We start from the raw sequence: 237 nt of genomic DNA, 5'->3' as shown, positions 1-237 counted from the left end.
CCGATCGCATGCGCGCACCGCCGCCGGGGAAACTCACGCGCTCGCGCGCGAGGAGGCGCGCGTGACGCGCGCCGCGGGGCTCTGCGCCCGGCACGCGAACCGCACGCTGCCGGCGGCCGGCGGCGCGCCGGCGATTCGTGTCGCCCCAGAACGGCTGGGCGCGGGGCCGGCCGCGCCCGGTTCGCTCGCCGCACTGGCCGACCTGGGCGGGGGGGGCCGCTTCCAGTTGCTGCGCGG

At 81.4% G+C, this 237-nt stretch carries 1 pseudogene; it reads left to right on the top strand.

Annotated features, from left to right (window positions below):
* Positions 1–237, top strand: a pseudogene (locus KVT39_RS37385) (AraC family transcriptional regulator); the annotation flags it as partial.

Source organism: Burkholderia sp. GbtcB21 (assembly GCF_019091065.1).
In the GTDB taxonomy this organism is placed as follows: Bacteria; Pseudomonadota; Gammaproteobacteria; order Burkholderiales; family Burkholderiaceae; genus Burkholderia; species Burkholderia pyrrocinia_C.
The sequence above is the reverse complement of the archived record's forward strand: the minus strand, read 5'-3'. Positions and strand labels throughout refer to the sequence as shown.